Origin of the sequence: Lysinibacillus sp. (assembly GCF_032093475.1) — a bacterium.
GTDB lineage: Bacteria > Bacillota > Bacilli > Bacillales_A > Planococcaceae > Lysinibacillus > Lysinibacillus irui.
The window spans coordinates 6,035-10,588 of the sequence record NZ_DAMDAY010000145.1; the positions used below are offsets into that span (position 1 = coordinate 6,035).

Annotated in this window: 3 protein-coding genes and 1 pseudogene; 1 reads left to right on the top strand and 3 read right to left on the bottom strand. The window is 40.2% G+C overall.

Annotated elements, in window-relative coordinates; translation table 11 throughout:
• Positions 1 to 421 (top strand): annotated as a pseudogene (locus RT445_RS21145) (ATP-grasp domain-containing protein); the annotation flags it as partial.
• A 69-nt stretch (positions 422 to 490) separates the two neighbouring features.
• Here RT445_RS21145 and RT445_RS21150 read toward each other — a convergent pair.
• The 3 genes from RT445_RS21150 to RT445_RS21160 all read right to left on the bottom strand — a co-directional run bounded on the left by RT445_RS21150 (position 491) and on the right by RT445_RS21160 (position 4,003).
• Positions 491 to 2,683: a YheC/YheD family protein gene (locus RT445_RS21150; protein ID WP_274796669.1), complete on the bottom strand. Its 2,193-nt coding sequence runs from the start codon at positions 2,681 to 2,683 to the stop codon at positions 491 to 493.
• Positions 2,684 to 2,761: 78 nt separating this feature from the next.
• Positions 2,762 to 3,193 carry a hypothetical protein gene (locus tag RT445_RS21155; protein ID WP_274796668.1) on the bottom strand — a complete coding sequence of 144 codons (432 nt, stop codon included), beginning with the start codon at positions 3,191 to 3,193 and terminating at the stop codon, positions 2,762 to 2,764.
• Positions 3,194 to 3,343: 150 nt separating this feature from the next.
• Complete coding sequence (locus tag RT445_RS21160) at positions 3,344 to 4,003, bottom strand: HAD family hydrolase (protein WP_274796667.1); 660 nt, start codon at positions 4,001 to 4,003, stop codon at positions 3,344 to 3,346.
• Positions 4,004 to 4,554: the final 551 nt, after the last annotated feature.

A 4,554-nucleotide genomic window follows, 5' to 3' on the forward strand; every position in this document is an offset into this window, starting at 1 on the left:
AGAGCTTCGATTAACCCAAAACGGTTGGAAACTCATCGAAATTAATCCGCGAATATCTGGGGGCGCCATGAACAATATGCTCCAGGCTGCTCTTGGCTTTAGTTTAGTAGAAGAAACACTGAAACTATTGCTTGGTCAACAGCCTAATTTTCAGCCAAGGCATAAAAAATTTGTCTATACAAAATATGTCATTGTAGAAAGTAAAGGGGTTTTAGAGAAGGTGATTGGTAAGGCGAGAGCATCCAGATCCACAGGCGTCGTAGAAGTATATGTGAAACCTAGAAAAGGAACGCTCCTAACGCCACCTTTATCAATGGGTCACCGCTATGCCTATGTTATTGCACAAGGAGCCACATTGAAGGAAGCTAGAAATCATGCTATCAACGCAGCAAAGGAAATCAAATTTATATTGAGAGTTTAAAAAAAATATCCCGAATAATTGCCGCTTGCAGTGGACAGTTACTCGGGTTTTTTTATTTTTATTAATGGTTTATTCTTCTCTAAATGTTTGATCTAAAAATTTCACGGTTTCAAACATATTCGTTTTACTAGCACCTTTCACGAGAATGGTATCATGAGGCTTAATGAGCTTTTCTAGGAGGGCATGTAATTGGTCCTTATTAATAAAATGATGTACCCTGGATGGGTCCATGCCCTTGGCGATGGCGGCATTGCTCATTTCATCTGTCCTAAATCCATAGGTAATGAATTCATCAATTCCAACATCATATACATATTCCCCAACCTTTTTATATTCTTCTTCCCTTAAAACACCAAGCTCACGCATTTGCCCAATAATGGCTACCTTCCGATTTTTAGCAATATTGGTTAGCACATCAATCGCTGCACGAACTCCTTGTGGATGGGAGTGTACTGTATCATCAATAACTGTAATATCATCGCGGCAGTTATAGATAGTTAAGCGTCTTGGTGGTTTTTTAAAGTTGAGTCCAGCCTGAATATCGAGTGCACTGAACCCTAAAAGATCAGCCACTGCAACTGCATTCAGAGCATTGTAAACATGATGTTCTCCTAAAATAGGAATATACATTTCTATCTCTTGACCATGTAGCTTCATTTTAAAGGACATGCCGATATCCTTATACTGTAAATCATAGGCACGATAGTCCGCTTCCTTTTTAATGCCCACCGTGATGATTTTCCCTTTAAATTGCTGTGTCTCTAAATACCTTGAATTATCATCATCCTGATTGACAATGAGTAAACCTTGTTGATCCATGCCATGAATCAATTCCGACTTCGCCTTCGCTACGCCTCTTACATCGCCATCAAAATTACCGACATGCGCTAAACCGATATTTGTAACAATACTAATATTCGGCTGGATTATGCTACAGTGGTTCGTAATAATACCAGGGTAGGCCATACCATATTCTAATACGACCGCCTGGTGTGAATCATTGATTTCTTCCTTATGCTTTTTCGTATGCTCTGTCGTATTCCAATAATCCTTCGACTCAAAAACATTCCATTTTTTCGATAAAATCGACCCAACAAATGCCTTTGTCGTTGTTTTCCCAGCACTTCCGGTAATCGCAATAATCGGTATGCTTTTCTTTTCTGCAGGCTGCTGATTTTGTTGTTGAACGATCTCCTTCTGCAATTTTTTATGATTTTTCGCTAAATACATAGCATAACGAATAGAATGGATGACAACATCTAATTCCAAGTAAAAAGCAGGAGGACAGCCTGGTCGCCAATTGACCTCATACATCCAAATTTTTTGCTGCTGATCTAAACCTACGTCAATGCCAATTTCATCAATGACTTCCCCAAACTTCTCCATTTGAATCTCATCCAGATGATGGGCCAACGCTAATGAAAAATGCTCTAGCATTCGACGAATATTATAAGCTTCTTCCTTGAACTCCTGCTCCAAAAAAGGATCTAAGTAATTGGTAAAGCCACCATTATTAATATTCGGTATAATAGAGCCATTAGGCGCGATCCTTGGGTATACTGTCGTCACTACCCATTTACCTTCACCATTTTTTTGTACATGTAGCCGGAAATCATAGACTTGACCCGATTTAGTGATTGATTGAATATAGGGCTGCATTATAAAGGTGCCAGCCGCAAGCTGCTCCTTTAGTAATGCATCTAATTGAGGCTTTGAATAGGTTGTATTCGTACTATCCTTTCTCACATCAAAATGCTTTGTTCCTGCCTTCGTAATAAAATAGATACCTTTACCCTTGCGTCCATCAATTGGCTTAAACACAACCTTTTTATAATAATTGATAAACTTGTGAAATACATCGACATCCTTCACAATTTCTGATGGAATCAAATACTGTTCAAATTCCTTTGCTTCCTTCAATCGCTTCATTACATTCCATTTATTCCCTATTGAATGAGTCGTAAATGGAATTTCTTCTTTTAAACGATCAATAATCTCTTTGGACACGGATAATTTCTCTGGACTCCCTGCATTATAGATCACATCTGGAAAGGGCATCGTTTTTTCATGCCATTGTCCATCCTCATAAACTTTAGCGCGAATGGAACGTTTGGCAAAATCAACACTTTTAGGTGTGAAGTAAAAAAACTGTGCCCCTTCTGCCTTTGCAACTGCTGCATAGGCATACGACTTGAGGACTGTGGTTGGATCAAGTCGATGATGCAGCATACCAATAATCGTCATAGCTAAACTTCCTTTCATTAGAGTCTCTCTCTATTACATTCACTTTCTATCCCTTACATCGAGACAGATGCTCTAGCTTAGTAGTATAATCTGGCGCTACCATTTAGGCTCAATGATAAATTTCCCTTTCAGCATGTCTGGCTTTAATAGCTGAATCGCAGAAATGCCACTAAGTTCAATGGATTTTTCCGTACTTGTTTTTTCTAACCTCACTACATCCGCCACGGAATTGGTATCATTGCCTTCATAATCGAAGGCACGTAACAACGACACGGTGCCACGACAACGCTCCTTATCGACTGCCTCAATACGAAAAAACTCCGTTTCAAACTGTTTCACTGTATCCATTAACCTTAAATGAGCGCCACTGTTTGTAATTAAAAAAAAGGGAATCGTATCACTCCCAACGATTTTGACAAGTAACTGACCGAAATATTTAGAATGAAAGTTCATCATAATATCCTGAAGATCCTTCAAATCACTTAAAGCTTCGCATAAAAAATGATTTCTTTTCTTCTCACTATTCAAATAATAGCCCCCTCCCTAGTCTGAATAAGTGTATATATCCATGTAAATTGCCCTCTCGTTATAATATGTAGCAATAAAAAATATGACGACTAATTCACAAAGAAACAAAAAAACCTCTCCCATTGAAATGGAGAGGTTGTTGTTATGAGATTAGGAGATGAACACTGCTAGAAGATCTTGTAGATCATACTGTACTATTGTCTCCAGGGTCTGATGTCCTGTACCAAAAGGTAATTGCTTAGTGATTGCGTTAGGAATGACTAATGTATACAGCCCCGCTGCTACTGCTACTTGTGCGCCATTCGGTGAATCCTCAATTGCTATAGCCTCATTAGCCTTTATCCCTAACTGTTCAAGGGCCTGCAAGTAAAGCTCTGGATCCGGCTTAACATTGGTCACAGTGTCAGCAGTACAATAACAATCAAAAAAATCTCGAATGCCAAGCGTATCAACATATTGATCGATCCACTGGCGGCTAGAGCTACTAGCTAACCCAATTTGTAAACCCGCTTCCCTTGCTTGCTGTAGCCACGTTAAAATACCAGGTCTTACTGTTTCCTTGGCCATTAGCTGCGCATGGCTTTGTTGAATCGATGTTTGAAATGCCTCCACATCCAATTCAATGTGATGATGTGTGACAAGATATGTATAAGGATTAAACTCTTGAAGATTGGTCCCAAGGCATTTTGCATATGTTGCCAACGATAAGTCAACCCCATATTGGGCATAGGCATCTCTAAAAACAGTATACCACGCCGTTTCCGTATCAATAATTGTACCGTCAAAATCAAAAATAATGGCTTTAATCATCACATATCCCCCTATTCCGTATCTGTGTATCCTGCTTCTTGTGGTGCTATCCATTGATTCTGGCCAGCTATAATTCGATTTTCGATGGCTATTCATCTATCACGCTAGATTCCTGCTTTTTTGCGGGGCTATCCTTCGATTTCGGCCGGCTATCCGCCACTTTTCTACCACTATCCTTCTACACGCTAGATTCCTGCTTTTTTTGCGGGGCTATCCTTCGATTTCAGCCGGCTATCCGCCACTTTTCTATTCCTATCCACCGCTTTTGGACGGCTATCCACCACTTTTCTTTCGCTATCCGTCTACATGCTAGATTCCTGCTAGATTGCGGCGCTATCCTTCGATTTCAACCGGCTATCCGCCACTTTTCCATTCCTATCCGTCTACACGCTAGATTCCTGCTTTTTTGCGGCGCTATCCTTCGATTTCAACCGGCTATCCGCCACTTTTCTATTCCTATCCACCGCTTTTGGACGGCTTTCCACCACTTTTCCATCTCTATCCGTCTACACGCTAGATTCCTGCTAGTTTGCGGGGCTATCCTTCGATTT